Source organism: Nocardia sp. NPDC051463 (assembly GCF_040681975.1).
GTDB lineage: Bacteria > Actinomycetota > Actinomycetes > Mycobacteriales > Mycobacteriaceae > Nocardia.
The window spans coordinates 137931-152749 of record NZ_JBFBAB010000007.1; the positions used below are offsets into that span (position 1 = coordinate 137931).

15 protein-coding genes, 1 tRNA gene and 1 pseudogene are annotated in these 14819 nt (G+C 65.4%); 7 read left to right on the forward strand and 10 right to left on the reverse strand.

What is annotated here, in order from left to right:
- The first annotated feature begins 72 nt into the window (after positions 1-72).
- Entirely contained in the window at positions 73-4026 is a 3954-nt protein-coding gene (locus AB0M74_RS12965; RefSeq protein ID WP_364905716.1) for a DNA-directed RNA polymerase subunit beta', read from the forward strand.
- Positions 4027-4361: 335 nt separating this feature from the next.
- Here AB0M74_RS12965 and AB0M74_RS12970 read toward each other — a convergent pair whose 3' ends face one another.
- Complete coding sequence (locus AB0M74_RS12970) at positions 4362-4901, reverse strand: DUF2165 domain-containing protein (RefSeq protein ID WP_364905718.1); 540 nt, start codon at positions 4899-4901, stop codon at positions 4362-4364.
- Between the two features lie 208 nt (positions 4902-5109).
- Between AB0M74_RS12970 and AB0M74_RS12975 the strand changes: the two genes are divergently transcribed.
- Positions 5110-5580 (forward strand): PaaI family thioesterase, encoded by a 471-nt coding sequence (locus AB0M74_RS12975; RefSeq protein WP_364905721.1) that lies wholly within the window; start codon positions 5110-5112, stop codon positions 5578-5580.
- 58 nt (positions 5581-5638) lie between these two features.
- On the opposite strand, the gene AB0M74_RS12980 is transcribed toward AB0M74_RS12975, so the two are convergent.
- Positions 5639-6649 carry an aldo/keto reductase gene (locus tag AB0M74_RS12980; RefSeq protein WP_364905722.1) on the reverse strand — a complete coding sequence of 337 codons (1011 nt, stop codon included), beginning with the start codon at positions 6647-6649 and terminating at the stop codon, positions 5639-5641.
- A gap of 100 nt (positions 6650-6749) precedes the next feature.
- On the opposite strand from AB0M74_RS12980, the gene AB0M74_RS12985 reads away from it, so the two are divergent.
- Positions 6750-7604, forward strand: coding sequence for a helix-turn-helix transcriptional regulator (locus tag AB0M74_RS12985; protein ID WP_364905725.1), 855 nt, complete (start codon positions 6750-6752; stop codon positions 7602-7604).
- A 197-nt stretch (positions 7605-7801) separates the two neighbouring features.
- On the opposite strand, the gene AB0M74_RS12990 is transcribed toward AB0M74_RS12985, so the two are convergent.
- Positions 7802-7924 (reverse strand) — tRNA-OTHER (locus AB0M74_RS12990).
- A 129-nt stretch (positions 7925-8053) separates the two neighbouring features.
- Between AB0M74_RS12990 and AB0M74_RS12995 the strand changes: the two genes are divergently transcribed.
- Together AB0M74_RS12995 and AB0M74_RS13000 are read left to right on the forward strand one after the other, a co-directional pair.
- Positions 8054-8386 carry a metalloregulator ArsR/SmtB family transcription factor gene (locus AB0M74_RS12995; RefSeq protein ID WP_364905728.1) on the forward strand — a complete coding sequence of 111 codons (333 nt, stop codon included), beginning with the start codon at positions 8054-8056 and terminating at the stop codon, positions 8384-8386.
- The gene (locus AB0M74_RS13000; protein WP_364905731.1) at positions 8383-8865 is read left to right on the forward strand and encodes an SRPBCC family protein; all 483 of its coding nucleotides are present in this window, start codon (positions 8383-8385) and stop codon (positions 8863-8865) included. The genes AB0M74_RS12995 and AB0M74_RS13000 overlap by 4 nt, the downstream gene beginning before the upstream one ends.
- Before the next feature lie 82 nt (positions 8866-8947).
- Here the strand turns inward: AB0M74_RS13000 and AB0M74_RS13005 are convergent, their stop codons facing one another.
- The 6 genes and pseudogenes from AB0M74_RS13005 to AB0M74_RS13030 all read right to left on the reverse strand — a co-directional run bounded on the left by AB0M74_RS13005 (position 8948) and on the right by AB0M74_RS13030 (position 12091).
- On the reverse strand, positions 8948-9769 hold the full coding sequence (locus AB0M74_RS13005; RefSeq protein WP_364905733.1) for a pirin family protein: 822 nt from the start codon (positions 9767-9769) through the stop codon (positions 8948-8950).
- A 163-nt stretch (positions 9770-9932) separates the two neighbouring features.
- The gene (locus AB0M74_RS13010; protein ID WP_364905936.1) at positions 9933-10280 is read right to left on the reverse strand and encodes a GNAT family N-acetyltransferase; all 348 of its coding nucleotides are present in this window, start codon (positions 10278-10280) and stop codon (positions 9933-9935) included.
- Positions 10257-10727, reverse strand: a pseudogene (locus AB0M74_RS13015) (carboxymuconolactone decarboxylase family protein); the annotation flags it as partial. The gene AB0M74_RS13010 and the pseudogene AB0M74_RS13015, both read right to left, overlap by 24 nt.
- A gap of 79 nt (positions 10728-10806) precedes the next feature.
- Complete coding sequence (locus AB0M74_RS13020) at positions 10807-11100, reverse strand: putative quinol monooxygenase (protein ID WP_364905735.1); 294 nt, start codon at positions 11098-11100, stop codon at positions 10807-10809.
- 43 nt (positions 11101-11143) lie between these two features.
- Positions 11144-11602, reverse strand: a complete 459-nt coding sequence (locus AB0M74_RS13025; protein WP_364905738.1) for a MerR family transcriptional regulator — start codon at positions 11600-11602, stop codon at positions 11144-11146.
- A gap of 120 nt (positions 11603-11722) precedes the next feature.
- The gene (locus AB0M74_RS13030; protein WP_364905741.1) at positions 11723-12091 is read right to left on the reverse strand and encodes a VOC family protein; all 369 of its coding nucleotides are present in this window, start codon (positions 12089-12091) and stop codon (positions 11723-11725) included.
- Positions 12092-12149: 58 nt separating this feature from the next.
- Between AB0M74_RS13030 and AB0M74_RS13035 the strand changes: the two genes are divergently transcribed.
- On the forward strand, positions 12150-12353 hold the full coding sequence (locus AB0M74_RS13035) for a hypothetical protein (RefSeq protein ID WP_364905744.1): 204 nt from the start codon (positions 12150-12152) through the stop codon (positions 12351-12353).
- A 71-nt stretch (positions 12354-12424) separates the two neighbouring features.
- On the opposite strand, the gene AB0M74_RS13040 is transcribed toward AB0M74_RS13035, so the two are convergent.
- Complete coding sequence (locus AB0M74_RS13040; protein WP_364905747.1) at positions 12425-12916, reverse strand: histidine phosphatase family protein; 492 nt, start codon at positions 12914-12916, stop codon at positions 12425-12427.
- A gap of 179 nt (positions 12917-13095) precedes the next feature.
- On the opposite strand from AB0M74_RS13040, the gene AB0M74_RS13045 reads away from it, so the two are divergent.
- Positions 13096-14766, forward strand: coding sequence for an FAD-dependent oxidoreductase (locus AB0M74_RS13045; RefSeq protein WP_364905750.1), 1671 nt, complete (start codon positions 13096-13098; stop codon positions 14764-14766).
- Positions 14767-14819 lie beyond the last annotated feature (53 nt).

Below are 14819 nucleotides of genomic sequence, written 5' to 3' on the forward strand. Positions count from 1 at the left end.
ATTCGGCCCCGCGTTCCACCAACTAGTGAACTTTTTGCTCGAATTCGACCCGAATAGGGGAAAGGAAGTTACGTGCTAGACGTCAACTTCTTCGATGAACTCCGGATCGGCCTGGCCACCGCCGAAGACATTCGGCAGTGGTCCTTCGGCGAAGTGAAAAAGCCGGAGACCATCAACTACCGCACGCTCAAGCCGGAGAAGGACGGGCTCTTCTGCGAGAAGATCTTCGGTCCGACCCGGGACTGGGAGTGCTACTGCGGCAAGTACAAGCGCGTCCGCTTCAAGGGCATCATCTGTGAGCGCTGTGGCGTCGAGGTGACTCGCGCCAAGGTGCGTCGTGAGCGGATGGGCCACATCGAGTTGGCCGCTCCTGTCACCCACATCTGGTACTTCAAGGGCGTGCCTTCGCGCCTGGGCTATCTGCTCGACCTGGCGCCGAAGGATCTGGAAAAGATCATCTACTTCGCCGCCTACGTGATCGTCGGCGTCGATGAAGAGCTGCGCCACAACGAGCTCTCCACTCTCGAAGCCGAGATGGAGGTCGAGAAGAAGGCGGTCGCCGACCAGCGCGACGCCGACCTGGAGGCCCGCGCCCAGAAGCTCGAGGCCGACCTGGCCGAGCTCGAGGCCGAGGGCGCCAAGTCCGACGTCCGCCGCAAGGTCAAGGACGGCGGCGAGCGCGAGATGCGACAGCTGCGCGATCGGTCCCAGCGTGAGCTGGACCGGCTCGAGGAGATCTGGACCACTTTCACCAAGCTGTCGGTCAAGCAGCTCATCGTCGATGAGGTGCTCTACCGCGAGCTGGTCGACCGCTACGGCGAGTACTTCACCGGCGCCATGGGTGCGGAGTCCATCCAGAAGCTGATGGAGAACTTCGACATCGACGCCGAGGCCGAGAGCCTGCGGGAGACCATCCGTAGCGGCAAGGGCCAGAAGAAGCTGCGCGCGCTCAAGCGCCTCAAGGTCGTCGCGGCGTTCCAGACCAACGGCAACTCGCCGATGGGCATGGTGCTCGATGCTGTCCCGGTGATCCCGCCGGAGCTGCGTCCGATGGTTCAGCTCGACGGTGGCCGTTTCGCCACCTCCGACCTGAACGACCTGTACCGCCGCGTGATCAACCGCAACAACCGCCTCAAGCGACTGATCGACCTCGGCGCGCCCGAGATCATCGTCAACAACGAGAAGCGGATGCTGCAGGAGTCCGTCGACGCACTGTTCGACAACGGCCGTCGTGGCCGTCCGGTCACCGGACCGGGTAACCGCCCGCTGAAGTCCCTGAGCGATCTGCTCAAGGGCAAGCAGGGTCGTTTCCGTCAGAACCTGCTCGGCAAGCGCGTGGATTACTCCGGTCGCTCCGTTATCGTGGTCGGTCCGCAGCTGAAGCTGCATCAGTGTGGTCTGCCCAAGCTGATGGCGCTGGAGCTGTTCAAGCCGTTCGTGATGAAGCGTCTGGTCGATCTGAACCACGCGCAGAACATCAAGTCCGCCAAGCGGATGGTCGAGCGTCAGCGTCCCCAGGTGTGGGATGTCCTCGAAGAGGTCATCGCCGAGCACCCGGTGCTGCTGAACCGTGCGCCCACCCTGCACCGCCTGGGCATCCAGGCCTTCGAGCCGCAGCTCGTCGAGGGTAAGGCGATCCAGCTGCACCCGCTCGTCTGTGAAGCGTTCAACGCCGACTTCGACGGTGACCAGATGGCCGTGCACCTTCCGCTGTCCGCGGAGGCGCAGGCCGAGGCCCGCATCCTGATGCTGTCCTCGAACAACATCCTGTCGCCCGCCTCGGGTCGTCCGCTGGCCATGCCGCGTCTGGACATGGTGACCGGCCTGTACTACCTGACTCGCCTCGTCGAGGGCGCGAAGGGTTCCTACCAGCCGGCCTCCAAGGATGCTTCCGAGCAGGGCGTGTACTCCTCGCCTGCCGAGGCGCAGATGGCGGTCGACCGTGATGAGCTGACCGTGCGTTCGCTGATCAAGGTGCGGCTCACCGAGCAGCGTCCGCCGAAGGACGTCGAGGCGGAGCTGTTCCCGGAGGGCTGGAACCGCGGTGACGCGTGGCTCGCCGAGACCACGCTGGGTCGGGTGCTGTTCAACGAGTTGCTGCCCGCGGACTACGCGTTCATCAACGAGCAGATGCCGAAGAAGCGTCAGGCGACGATCATCAACGATCTGGCCGAGCGCTACCCGATGATCGTGGTCGCGCAGACCGTTGACAAGCTCAAGGACGCGGGCTTCCACTGGGCCACGCGTTCTGGTGTGACGGTCTCGATGTCCGACGTGCTGGTGCCGCCGGAGAAGGCCGAGATCATGGAGCGCTACGAGGCGCTTGCCGATCAGATCGAGAAGAAGTACCAGCGTGGCGCGCTCGATCACACCGAGCGCAACAGCGCGCTGGTCAAGATCTGGCAGGAAGCGACCGAAGAGGTCGGTACGGCACTGCGTGCGCACTACCCGCCGGACAACCCGATCATCACGATCGTCGAGTCGGGCGCGACCGGTAACTTCACCCAGACTCGTACCCTCGCCGGTATGAAGGGCCTGGTTACCAACCCGAAGGGTGAGTTCATCCCGCGGCCGATCAAGTCCTCCTTCCGTGAGGGCCTGACGGTTCTGGAGTACTTCATCAACACCCACGGTGCCCGTAAGGGTCTGGCCGACACCGCGCTGCGCACCGCCGACTCGGGTTACCTGACCCGTCGTCTGGTGGACGTCTCGCAGGACGTCATCGTGCGTGAGCACGACTGTGGCACCGAGCGCGGCATCATCGTGACGATCGCCGAGAAGCAGGCGGACGGCTCGCTGATCCGGGACGCGCACGTGGAGACCTCCGCGTACGCGCGCACCCTGGCATCGGATGCGGTGGACGCCAAGGGCAACCTCGTCATCACCAAGGGCGCCGACCTCGGCGACCCGGCGATCGAGGCGCTGTTGGAGGCCGGTATCACCGAGGTGAAGGTCCGCTCCGTGCTGACCTGCACCACCGGCACCGGCGTGTGTGCGACCTGCTACGGCCGCTCGATGGCGACCGGCAAGCTGGTCGACATCGGTGAGGCCGTCGGTATCGTCGCCGCGCAGTCCATCGGTGAGCCCGGTACCCAGCTGACCATGCGTACCTTCCACCAGGGTGGTGTCGCGGGCGAGGACATCACCGGCGGTCTGCCGCGTGTCCAGGAGCTGTTCGAGGCCCGCGTGCCCAAGGGTAAGGCTCCGATCGCCGAGGTCTCCGGCCGCGTGCGGATGGAAGACGACGATCGCTTCTACAAGATCACCATCGTCCCTGATGACGGTGGCGAAGAGGTTGTCTACGACAAGCTCTCGAAGCGTCAGCGTCTGCGTGTCTTCAAGCACGACGACGGCACCGAGCGTCTGCTCTCCGACGGTGACCACGTCGAGGTCGGCCAGCAGCTGCTGGAAGGCGCCGCGGATCCGCACGAGGTGCTGCGCGTGATGGGCCCCCGTCAGGTGCAGATCCACCTGGTCCACGAGGTCCAGGAGGTCTACCGCTCGCAGGGTGTGTCGATCCACGACAAGCACATCGAGGTCATCGTGCGCCAGATGCTGCGTCGCGTGACGATCATCGATTCCGGTGCCACGGAGTTCCTGCCCGGCTCGCTCACCGAGCGTTCCGAGTTCGAGGCCTCCAACCGTCGCGTCGTGGCCGAGGGCAACGAGCCCGCGGCCGGTCGCCCGGTGCTGATGGGTATCACGAAGGCGTCGCTCGCGACCGATTCGTGGCTGTCGGCGGCATCCTTCCAGGAGACCACTCGAGTCCTGACCGATGCGGCGATCAACTGCCGCTCGGACAAGCTCATCGGCCTCAAGGAAAACGTGATCATCGGCAAGCTGATCCCGGCCGGTACCGGTATCAACCGCTACCGCAACATCACGGTGCAGCCGACCGAAGAAGCCCGTGCCGCGGCGTACGCGGTGCCGTCCTACGACGACACCTACTACAGCCCGGACAGCTTCGGCGCCACCACTGGTGCCGCGGTCCCGCTGGACGATTACGGTTTCAGCGACTACCGGTAATTCGGTAGCCCTGCAACAGCATTCGGCCCCCGCTCCTACTGGAGCGGGGGCCGATGTGCGTTTCGGGTCCGCGGAATCAGCCCAGAAACAGTCGGTTTCGTCCTGCGATGTGATGGCGGGCTATCGCCTGTGGGCTGTTCGTGGCGCGGACTATCGGCCGACCCGCCGAGGCTGCCGCCTAGCTAGGCGAGCTCACCAGTCCATGCCCCGAGCGTGACATGCGACATTTCCGGATGTTCGGCCGGACATGCCAACGTGACCAAGCAATCGGTGATCAGTTCAAGGTTGTTCTCCCACAACCGATAACGCCTGGCGAATGACATCTTCGAATACGGCTACCCTCGGGTTTCGGAGCGGCTCGACATATGCACCAGAATGAGCCCGACCGCGGCGAGGAGGAAATTCTGCAGCGCCGCCGAGGAGGCGTTCACTTGTTTGTTCGCCCACATCCGGAACCACTCACCGCCGATGGTCAGGAAGCCACCAGCGAACAGCAGCACTGCCATGGTCCAACCGAGACTCGACAACTTCGCGGCCACCGCCGTTCTGGCGGAGCTCTGGCCGATCAGTGCCCACCAGCCGGTTGCTGCCGCGACGAGCAGCACGAGCGCGATCAGAAACTCCCAGATCACGATCAGGATGTAGGCGATCAGCGCGACGGTGCCGTTGGTGATGGCCCGCCACTCGGTACCGGAGTGGTGGATCGTGGCTTGCATCGATAGCACCGCTGCAACACCGCGTCGGTTGGTGTCGGTATCGATACAGTTGGTGACCGCGACGATCAGGTAATACAACCCGGTGATCGTTGCCAGGACCGCCACAGCCGCTTCCCTGCTCCCGGCCAGATCGAGGAATCGCTTACCACCCAGACCCATATCCGCCACCTGTGTCGACCAGCACGACATACAAGACGGTCGGATAATACTTCGGGCCCAATAGTTTTCGCCGAATATCGGGCGGACTTGCGGTAGGGCGACCGCGCTGCCCGGCCCGTTGTCCAGCCCGTGATCGGCATGGACAATCGTGAAGGGCCCGAGTATGAAAGTGGAACACGTTTCAGTTTGAGGGCAAGTGGGAGATTCGATGGACAGCGCGACCATGGGCGAGCTGGTGATGGCCGGGTTCCAGAAGCTGGGTTTCATTCAATACACCGGCATCGAAGGGGTGGAGTTCGGTCCCGGACGCAATGTTGTGTCGATCGTGCCGCGCACGGAGCACTTCAACCACAACGGTGATGTGCATGCCGCGGTGTTGTTCGGGCTGGCGGAGACGGCGGCGATGGGGGCGTCCATCTCCGGCATCGTCGATCTGATGGGGGAAACATTCATCGTCGCCAGGGACGGGCGGATCGAATATCTGGCGCGGGCGAAGGGCGCGGCGGGGCCGTTCCTGGCGACCTCCGAGGTATCGGCCGAGACGCTCGCGCGGGTCCGTGCGGATATTGCGGCGCGCGTCGCGATCGAATTGGAGGTCCCCGTGCGCATTACCGACAACACCGGCAAGGCCGTCGCCACTGCGGCATTCACCGCTGTCATTCGACCGAAGCGGTCGTAGACGAGCCATCGGGAGGGTGCGATCACCGGTGCGGTGGACGCAGCCTCCCGATTGCGGCTCAGCGCTCGCTGTCGAGCAATGCCATCTGTGCGCTGGCGTAGCGGTCGCCCGCGATTCGATCGGCGGGCACGGCCCCCTCGATGACCGCCAGATCTTCGGCGCTCAGCCGCACGTCCAGTGCGCCGCGGGTTTCGCTCCAGCGCTCGCGACGGCGCGCGCCGATGACCGGGACGATGTCCTCACCTCGGGTCAATGCCCAAGCGATGGCCAGCTGTGCCACCGAAACACCCTGTTGTGCGGCGATTTTCGCGAGCGCATCGACCAACTCCAGGTTCTGGGTGAGGTTCTCGCCCTGGAAGCGCGGGCTGTGGGCGCGGAAGTCGTTGGCGGCGAGAGTTGTTTCCCGGCGCACGCTGTCACTGAGCAGGCCACGCGCCAGCACGCCGTAGGCGGTGATGCCGATGCCGAGCTCGCGAGCGACGGGCAGGATTTCGGCCTCGATACCGCGGGAGATCAGCGAATACTCGATTTGCAGGTCGGCGATCGGATGCACGGCGGCGGCCCGGCGCAGGGTGTCCGCACCGACCTCGGACAGTCCGATGTGGCGGACGTATCCGGCTTCGATGAGTTCGGCGATCGCGCCGATGGTGTCCTCGATCGGGACATTCGGGTCGAGTCGGGCGGGGCGGTAGATGTCGACGTAGTCGACGCCCAGGCGTTGCAGGCTGTAGCTGAGGGAGTTGCGCACCGCCGCCGGGCGGCCGTCGAAGCCGTCCCAGGTGCCGCCGGGGCCGCGCAGTGCGCCGAACTTCACGCTGAGCACCACGTCTTCGCGGGGGCGCTCGGCGATGGCCTTGCCGATCAGCATCTCGTTGTGGCCTGCGCCGTAGAAGTCGCCGGTGTCGATGAGGTTGGCGCCGGAGTCGAGTGCGGCGTGGATGGTCGCGGTCGACTCGACGTCGTCGGTGGCGCCGTACATGCCGGACATGCCCATCGCGCCGAGGCCGATCCGGCCGACGGCCGGTCCGGTGCTGCCGAGCTGGGTGGTGGAGATCTTCGATGTCGTCATGGGACAAGCCTGACGCCGCGGCGGCGGTCGCGGCAGAGAGCGTTTATCGGGGGAGCGGCGATCCCTGGTTCGCGCCGCGGGGTTCGGGGACAGTGGAGGCATGGACCGATCCGAACTGGCCGATTTCCTCCGTCGCCGCCGCGAACAGCTGACGCCGGCCGACGTCGGCCTGCCGCCGGGCGTCCGGCGTCGCACCCCTGGGCTGCGCCGCGACGAGGTGGCGTTGCTGGCGGGCATGTCCACGGACTACTACACCCGACTCGAGCAGTCGCGAGGTCCGCGACCCTCCACCCAGGTGCTGGCGTCGCTGGCGCGGGCATTGCGGTTCAGCAGTGACGAGCGCGATTACCTGTACCACCTCTGCGACCACGCGGCACCTGGCGGTGACCTCGGCGACAAGCACGTCGGCCCCGGCCTGTTACACGTGCTGGCCAAGCTCGACGACACCGCCGCCGCGGTGGTCACCGACCTCGGCGAGGTACTCGTGCAGAACCGAATGCACATGTTGCTCGTGGGCGACCACGGAACTCGCCGCGGCATGGACCGGTACTACGCGTGGCGCTGGTTCACCGAGCCGCGGTCCAGGTCCATATTTCCCGAGGAAGACTGGGATCGCTTGGGTCGCAACCATGTTGCGGATCTACGGGCCACCGCCGCGCGGCGTTCCGGGGATGCCGATGTCGCCGAGTTCGTGGGCAAACTCCGTACCGCGAGTGCGGAGTTCGAGCGGCTCTGGAACGAACACGAAGTGGCGGTGCGGGTCTCCGACATCAAGCGGATCCTGCATCCCCAAGTCGGCCTGATCGACACCGTCTGTGAACCTTTGCTGACGCCGAACTCGGCCCAACGCCTGCTCGTCTATTTGCCGCGCCCGGGCACCGATGCCGCCGACAAGCTGGATCTGTTGCGCGTCATCGGAACCCAGACACTGGTGTCCGACGACATTCACCGATAGTTCGGCAGGAGCTCAGCCTGTCGGAAGTGTCCGGCCGGGCGGCAGTGGCTGCCTTCGGTATGACCGTCTCGATTGCGTGAGTCTGTGCGAGATTTGAGATTGCGCACCCGTCGTGCACCGCCATTCGGAAGAGTGCAAATACTTCGCGGAGTCCTGGTGTCGAGGCGGCAGCCGACGAGGCGCACATGCTGGGCGGATGCGGAGACCGGCGGGATTCGAACCCGCGGACGGATCGGAGCAGGACCGCTCGTCTCCATCACACCGGCAGTCGAGGTTCCTTCGCCTGCCGGTCTGCATTGGGCCGCTCTGCCACGGTCCGCATCCTGCGGGATTTGCGCGATCCCGCTGGCGACATCCTAAGAACCAGCCGCCTCACTTGTAGAGCGGTTTTCCGCACGCGGTCCGACGAAGTATTGACAGGCTGGTTCAGCGCGTCGATACTGAACTAGATGGTTCAGTATGACTTCCTCGATAAATCGTTCGGGGCGCTCGCAGATCCCACCAGACGCGGGATTCTGCAGCACCTCGGGCGGGGGCCCGCATCGGTCAGCGAATTGGCGGAGTGCTTCGAGATGACCCTGACGGGCATCAAAAAGCACATCCACCTGCTGGAGACCGCGGGCATGGTGGTCACGGAGAAGCGCGGACGAGTCAGGTACTGCAGGCTCGGCGCGAATGTCTTCGATCGCGAACTGGCGTGGATGCAGGAACATCGGCGCATGGTGGAAGCCCGGATGGACCGTCTCGGTGAATTCCTCGAGCGAACGGAGCACGACCAATGAGCGCAGACACCACAACCGACGCAACGGTCACCACCCCCGCGGATCGTGAGATCCACATCGAACGGACCTTCGACGCGCCCCTCGAGCGGGTCTGGAATGCCTACAGCCGGATCGAGCAGCTGGTCCAGTGGTGGAGCGGCGGCGATCGCTTCGACGTGGAGCGCTGGGAATTCCACAAGGGCGGCCACTATCGTTTCGTCCAGCATGCCGGCAGCGAAGTTCACGGGTTCGAGGGACGATTCCGTGAGGTGACGCCGATGGAGCGAATCGTGCAGTCCTTCGAATGGGATGGCATGCCCGCCTACATCGCAATCGACAGCACCACTTTCGTCGATCTCGGCGACGGCAGGACAAAGGTGGTGACCGTCAGCCAGTACCACACCTGCGAGGAACGCGACGGAATGCTGCGCTCCGGCATGGAGGCCGGGCTCAACGCAAGCTACCGGGCGCTGGACGTGCTGCTCGCCAAGGGTGCGTGAGCCATCCGAAAGACGTTCCTGCGCTGTGCGATCCGGCCCTGCCTCGTCGACGGAGGCGGGGCCGGAGTGTCGAACGGCGAAATCAGGTGCGAGCAGGGCCGATTCGACGCCTGCGCGGCTTCAGATGCAATCCGGGCAGGGGCGGCGCGGGGATCCGCTGACCAGGCGGGTGGCCCGCGATATCGGTGAACCGCTCGACATTCCGGTTCTCCCAGTCATTGCGGGCCGTGACTATGTCCTCGTGGCTGCGGCCGACGAAGTTCCACCACATCACCAGATCCTCGCCGAAGGGCTCCCCGCCGATCAGCGCGAAGTGCGCGCCGTTCACGCTGCTGAGCGGCAATTCGGTGCGCTCGGTGCCCAGGTACAGCAGCGGGCCCGCACCGACCTCGGCTCCCGCGACGGTGACATCGCCCTCGATCACCATCACCGCGTATTCGAAGCCGGGTTCGAGCGGAAGGGTGGCCTCGGTGCCCGGCTCGATCCGCACATCCGCGCCTACGAGGGGCGTGTAGGCAATCGCTGGCGAGGTGTAACCGCCGAGCGAGCCGATCAGCACAATCGCACGCACGCCGGGCGTTGCGTACACCGGCAGTTCGCGATGCTGCTCGAAGTGCGGTTCGATCCCGGTTCGGTCGCCGGGCAAGGCGATCCACAGTTGCAGCCCGTGTCCCGAGTGCGCGCCCGCGACCTTGTATTCGGAATGCGCGATGCCACGTCCGGAGGTCATCAGGTTCAGCTGACCGGGCTCGATCTCCACATCGGACCCGACCGAGTCGCGATGCCGGATCCTGCCGTCGAACGGCCAGGTCACCGTTTGCAGGCCGATGTGCGGGTGTGGGTCGATATCGGGGGAGGCCCCCGTCTTGGTGACAGTCGGCGACCCGAGTGATCGAGGAAACACCAGGCTCCGACAGTCGGTAGATCACGTTGCGGCAGTACGCGTTCGACGAAAACACCGCGCACACCGCCGAGCGGCACCTCGCGCGCGGGGAAGAACTCGGTCACCGGACCCGGACACGGACCCGCCTCGCACAGCGCTTCCTCGGGATGCGGATCCAGATCGCTCACCGTGTGATGCCCTTGCCGACCACGTGTTCGTCGTACTGCGGGTGCTTGTCGAGGTAGGCCTTGATGAACGGGCACAGCGCCCGGATCACCCGGCCACGCGCGATGACATCCTCGATGGCCTGCCCGGCGAGAATGCTGCCGAGGCCCTTGCCGGAGAAAGCGCCATCGATCTCGGTGTGGATGAACACCGTCTCGTCGTCGCGCTCCTCGTACTCACTGAAGCCGGCGAGTTCGCCGCCGTAGAACACCTCGTAGCGGTTCTGCTCGTCATTGCGGACGACCTTGTTCTCCGGAGCCGATTCGGTCATGTTCGCCTTCTCCTTCCGCGTGCGCACCGGGTGCATGCTCATGATCGACACGCGGTTGAACGCGCCGATCGTCGTCGCGACCCAGATGACGGTGGAAACCTGATCATCCGATAGCTGCTTCCGTGCGAAAGCGTACTCACGCTCCATAGTCGGCTGATCCGGCAACGCGGTGGTGAGCTCCGCGAGGGCGAGAGCGGCGCATTCGAGCGGGGTGAACAGCTCGGTGCGGCGCCAGGCCGGCAGTACGGCGAGTTCGCGCTCGGTGGCACCCGCGGCGATCGCGGCGCGATGGTGCACGTCCAGACAGAAGGCACAGCCGTTGATCTGCGAAACGCGAAGGTTGATCAGTTCGATCAGCCTGCGCTCGAGCCCCGCCGCGGCGCCCGCGGCACGGACCGCGCTCGCGACGGTGTTGAGCGCACGAAACGCGTCGGGTGTTTGCTTGTCGATCCAGACGTTGTCGTCGTGGCCTCGGGACTCCATGAGTCCGGATAGTAGAACAGCAGCACGGCGACCTGGTCGGACTGTGCTCCAGATCGACCGCGCTGCCGGGTAATCGCGCTCAGGAGATCTCGCTGAACCGCCGAATCTGGAACGGCTCGGCCAGGATCTCCTCGAGCGCCGCCGCGCCCTGCTTCAAGTGCGGTGTCGCGAAATGCTCCGCGAGGGCCGCTGCGTCGACCCATTCCTCGAGCAATACCATCCGGCTCGGATCGGTCGGGTGCAGGTAGAGCTCATAGCGCAGGCAGCCTGCCTCGGCGACCGTCGGTGCGACAAGGGCCTCCAGCGTCTCGCGCAGGTCGGCCTCCCGTCCCGGCTTCGCGTGGAATCGGACATTGAGCGTCAGCGTGGACACAGATGATCTCCTGCTCTCTTGGGTGGGTCGATGGTCGCGGAGGTCACGCCTCGAGCTTTCCGCTGTGGTCCGCGGTGAGAATTGCCGGTCGGATCGCCGAGGCTTTGCCCTCGTACACATCGATCTTGTAGTCCAGTACGGCCACGGTCTGGCGCAGTTCATCGATCTTGGCGAGTACCTCGGCGCGAGTGTTGCGGAACATCTCGAGCCGTTGCGGGAACGTGGAATCGCCTGCCCGGACCAGTTCGGCGTAGCGGACCATATCGGCCACCGACATTCCGGTGGTGCGCAGCCTGCCGATGAGCGCGAGCCACTCCAGATCGCGGTCGCTGAACCGCCGCTTCCCGGTGTGATCGCGCCCGATATAGTCCATCAGCCCGATCCGCTCGTACCAGCGCAAAGTGTCCCGGCTGAGGCCCGAGCGGTCGGCGGCATCGCCGATCGAGTACCTCGGGCGCTCCCTGTCGGCATTGACAACACTCTGACGTGCGGTTTCGCTCACTGCACTCGCCCTTCCCACGGAACACCGACGACGTTACCCACCTGGAGCGCACTCCAAGCAAGGCTATTCTCGCGCCGAACCGGAACGTCGTCGAACGGGCGAGGCGCCGAGGCGGCCGGGTCAGTCGCGCTTCGGCAGTTCCTGGACGGCCCACTTGTTGCCGTCGGGATCGGCGAAGAACGTGAACAAGCCCCAGCCCATGTCCTTGACCGGTGAGGCTTCCACACCAGCCGCGACCAGCTGTTGATAGGCCGCTTCGGCGCTGGCGACAACGACCTGCATGCCCTCGACGCTGCCGGGTGCGGCCTCGGTGATGCCCCTGCCGATACAGATCGAACAGCCGGAACCGGGCGGGGTCAGTTGGACGAAACGAATGTCCTCGGTGGGGCTTTCATCGTGATCGGCATGAAAGCCGATCTTGGTGTAGAAATCCTTGGCCCGGTCGACGTCGGTGACCGGAATGGCGACGAGCTCGATTTTCCAATCCATGGTCCGAGCATCCCACCGAGGCCCGACAAAGTCTGGGATTCGCGCCTACGCTGGGGGCATGCCAGGTAAGGACATCGATCGGGTCAGGGCGCGTGCGGCCTGGGCCACGGTCAAGGAAAGCCCGGTGATCACCGCCATCGCGGTGGCGCCGTTCGTCGTCGCGCTCGGTCTCGTCTGGTGGCTGGTCGGCGGGTTCGCTGCCTTCGTGCTGCTTGTTGTGCTCGGCATTGTCGTTGTTGTCGGCGGCAAGCTGCTGCACTGACATCGCGGCCGATGCCGTTGGGCATCGGCGACACGGCCCGGGAGCTGGTCAGCGTGGCATCGAGGAACCCCTCAGCGTGGAATGTGGAAGCGCACGAGTTCTCCGGTGCCCGGGTCGACGTCGGCCCACGGGCGGTCGAACTCGAGCACCGCGAGTGCCGAGGTGGGGAACTTCCTGCTGAGCTCGACCGCCTGCATCGAGTCACGGTTGCCCGCCAGCTCCCATGCCGTCCACGGCATTCCGGGCGCGTGCCCGATCACCAACAAGGTCGAGACATCGTCGTCGCTGAGCTGGACCAGTTCGATGAGAGTCCGCGGCGAGGCCTCGTAGATACCGGATTCATAGACGACCGGCGCGTCGATCCCGGTGGCGGCCAGCGTTTCCCGGGTGCGTGTCGCGGTCGAGCACCGCACGGCATCGATCCGCGGCTGAGTATCGCGCAACCATCGCCCCGCCAGGCCCGCTTCGCGCTGTCCGCGCGGCGCGAGCGGGCGTTCGTGGTCGGCGACACCGTCCGGATAGGCCGATTTTCCGTGCCGCATGAGGATCAGAGTCCGCACCATAGGGATACCGTAGGGCCTCCGGTCGAGAGGCATGAACCACACTCGAGGCAAACTGAAAGCGGCGTCACAACGCGGCGCCCTGCGGGACCCTCCCGCGGGTCCACTGTCGTCACGCTTCTGCCCACCTTCAACCCTTGGGTGGCCTACAGCCCACGCACATTTTCGAGGATCTGCACACTATGGCCTACGTAATCACGCAGCGTTGTTGCAACGACGCCAGCTGCGTCTCCGAGTGCCCGGTCGATTGCATTCGTCCCACACCGGATCAGCCGGAGTTCGCGACGACCGAGATGCTCTACATCGACCCCGACACCTGCATCGATTGCGGTGCCTGTGTCGACGCGTGCCCGGTGGAGGCCATCTTCTCCGAAGATGATCTGACTGCGTCGCTAGCCAGGTATCGCGATATCAATGCCGCGTACTTCCAACGACACCCGCTCGAATCGAACTTCGATCCGATCGTGACACCCGCGCGGCCGCCGAAGGACCTGGGTACCTTGCGGGTTGCGATCGTCGGCGCCGGACCCGCGGCCTGCTACGCGGCCGACGAGCTGCTGCGCCGGGCCGACGTGGAGGTCGAGATGTTCGACCGGCTGCCGACACCGTGGGGTCTGGTGCGTGCGGGTGTCGCCCCCGACCATCCCGGCACCAAGACCGTCTCGGGTCTGTTCGAGTCCGCGTTCCGGCGGGAGACGTTGCAGTATTACCTCAATGTCGAGGTCGGCACACACATCACGCACGAGGAACTGCTGGCCCACCATCACGCCGTCATCTACGCCGTCGGCGCTGCCACCGACCGTCACATGGGCGTGCCCGGTGAGAACCTGCCGGGCAGCCACTCTGCGACCGAGTTCGTCGCCTGGTACAACGGCCACCCTGATTACGCGGACCGTCAGTTCGATCTCTCCGGCGAGCGAGCGGTGATCGTCGGCAACGGCAATGTCGCCCTCGATGTCGCGCGTGTGCTGACCGTCGATCCGGACGAGCTCGCCAAGACCGACATCGCCGACTACGCCCTCGATGCGCTGCGGCGCAGCAATATTCGCGAAGTGGTCGTGCTCGGCAGGCGTGGCCCGCTGCAAGCGGCGTACACCTCGTCGGAATTCCTGGCGCTGGCGCACCTGAAGGGTGTGGACATCGTTGTCGACGAGGCCGATCTTGCCCTCGACGCGGGCAGCCAGGCTCTGCTGGACGACCCGAAGGTCGAGCCGTCGCTGCAGCTCAAGTACACCTTGGCGAAGGAGTACGCCGCAGGTCGGCGCGATCCGGCCAACCGGCGGATCGTCTTCCGCTACCTGGGCTCGCCGACGGCGCTCACCGGCGCCGAGCATGTCGAGACAGTCGAATTCGTGCACAACGAATTGGTCGATGAGGGCGGCCGATTGGTGGCGCGGGCAACCGAGCGTACCGACAGTGTGGATGCCTCGCTGGTGCTGCGGTCCATCGGCTACAAGGGCGAACCGATCAAGGACCTGCCCTTCGACGAGCGTCGCGCGGTGGTGCCCAACGAGCACGGACGAGTGCTCGGTGACGATGGCATCCCGATCCCGGGCGTGTACGTCAGCGGCTGGATCAAACGCGGTCCGCGCGGCGTGATCGGCTCCAATCGGATCGACTCGGAGGAGACCGTCGAGCAGCTGATCTCCGACTTCACCGCCGGCAAACTCGGTGTGCCGCAGGGCGATCGGGCGGCGCTGAAGGCGCTGGTCAGTGAGCGCCAGGCCGACCTGGTCGACCGGCAGGGCTGGAAGGCGATCGATCTGGCGGAGAAGTCGGCGGGCAAGGCCGCCGGTCGCCCTCGGGTCAAGTTCACCAGCCGCGAGGACCTGATCAAGGCCGCACGCGGCTGAGGAAAATGACGCCGGTCGGAAGTCCGACGATCCGACCGGCGTCTCGTCTTCGC

Excerpts from the sequence above, each read along its gene's own strand:
- AB0M74_RS12970 (WP_364905718.1), bottom strand. The coding sequence starts at position 4,901 with ATGGGTCTGGGTGGTAAGCGATTCCTCGATCTGGCCGGGAGCAGGGAA.
- AB0M74_RS12975 (WP_364905721.1), top strand. The coding sequence starts at position 5,110 with ATGGACAGCGCGACCATGGGCGAGCTGGTGATGGCCGGGTTCCAGAAG.
- AB0M74_RS12980 (WP_364905722.1), bottom strand. The coding sequence starts at position 6,649 with ATGACGACATCGAAGATCTCCACCACCCAGCTCGGCAGCACCGGACCG.
- AB0M74_RS12985 (WP_364905725.1), top strand. The coding sequence starts at position 6,750 with ATGGACCGATCCGAACTGGCCGATTTCCTCCGTCGCCGCCGCGAACAG.
- AB0M74_RS12995 (WP_364905728.1), top strand. The coding sequence starts at position 8,054 with ATGGTTCAGTATGACTTCCTCGATAAATCGTTCGGGGCGCTCGCAGAT.
- AB0M74_RS13000 (WP_364905731.1), top strand. The coding sequence starts at position 8,383 with ATGAGCGCAGACACCACAACCGACGCAACGGTCACCACCCCCGCGGAT.
- AB0M74_RS13010 (WP_364905936.1), bottom strand. The coding sequence starts at position 10,280 with ATGCACCCGGTGCGCACGCGGAAGGAGAAGGCGAACATGACCGAATCG.
- AB0M74_RS13030 (WP_364905741.1), bottom strand. The coding sequence starts at position 12,091 with ATGGATTGGAAAATCGAGCTCGTCGCCATTCCGGTCACCGACGTCGAC.
- AB0M74_RS13035 (WP_364905744.1), top strand. The coding sequence starts at position 12,150 with ATGCCAGGTAAGGACATCGATCGGGTCAGGGCGCGTGCGGCCTGGGCC.
- AB0M74_RS13040 (WP_364905747.1), bottom strand. The coding sequence starts at position 12,916 with ATGGTGCGGACTCTGATCCTCATGCGGCACGGAAAATCGGCCTATCCG.
- AB0M74_RS13045 (WP_364905750.1), top strand. The coding sequence starts at position 13,096 with ATGGCCTACGTAATCACGCAGCGTTGTTGCAACGACGCCAGCTGCGTC.